The following is a 291-nucleotide window of genomic DNA, read 5'->3' as shown; positions in this document are numbered from 1 at the left end:
GCCGAGAGTCTGTTGCCCGGCGCCCAGGTATCCGAGGTTGCGCGCAAGCACGGAGTGACGCGGTGGCAGGTCTACGATTGGCGACGGCGGCTTCGACAGCGAGGTATGTTGCCGCCGTGCGAGGCGTCTCCACCAACGTTTGCGCCGCTGGTTGTGGAAGATGCGTTGGAGGAGCGTCAGGCTCCGGCGATCAAGCTTGAGATTGCGATCGGCGATGTCGTGCTGCGGACGGACACAGCCATAGATGCTGACCAGCTATCCCGGGTGATCCGTGCAGTGCGAGCGTCACGA

Annotated in this window: 1 protein-coding gene; it reads left to right on the top strand. The window is 63.9% G+C overall.

What is annotated here, in order from left to right; translation table 11 throughout:
• Window positions 1–12: 12 nt before the first annotated feature.
• Window positions 13–291: transposase (locus XH80_RS02785; protein ID WP_271597231.1), on the top strand; the 279-nt coding region annotated here is incomplete at its 3' end.

Origin of the sequence: Bradyrhizobium sp. CCBAU 45384, assembly GCF_028128665.1 — a bacterium.
In the GTDB taxonomy this organism is placed as follows: Bacteria; Pseudomonadota; Alphaproteobacteria; order Rhizobiales; family Xanthobacteraceae; genus Bradyrhizobium; species Bradyrhizobium manausense.
This window is presented reverse-complemented; position numbering and strand designations above follow the sequence as displayed.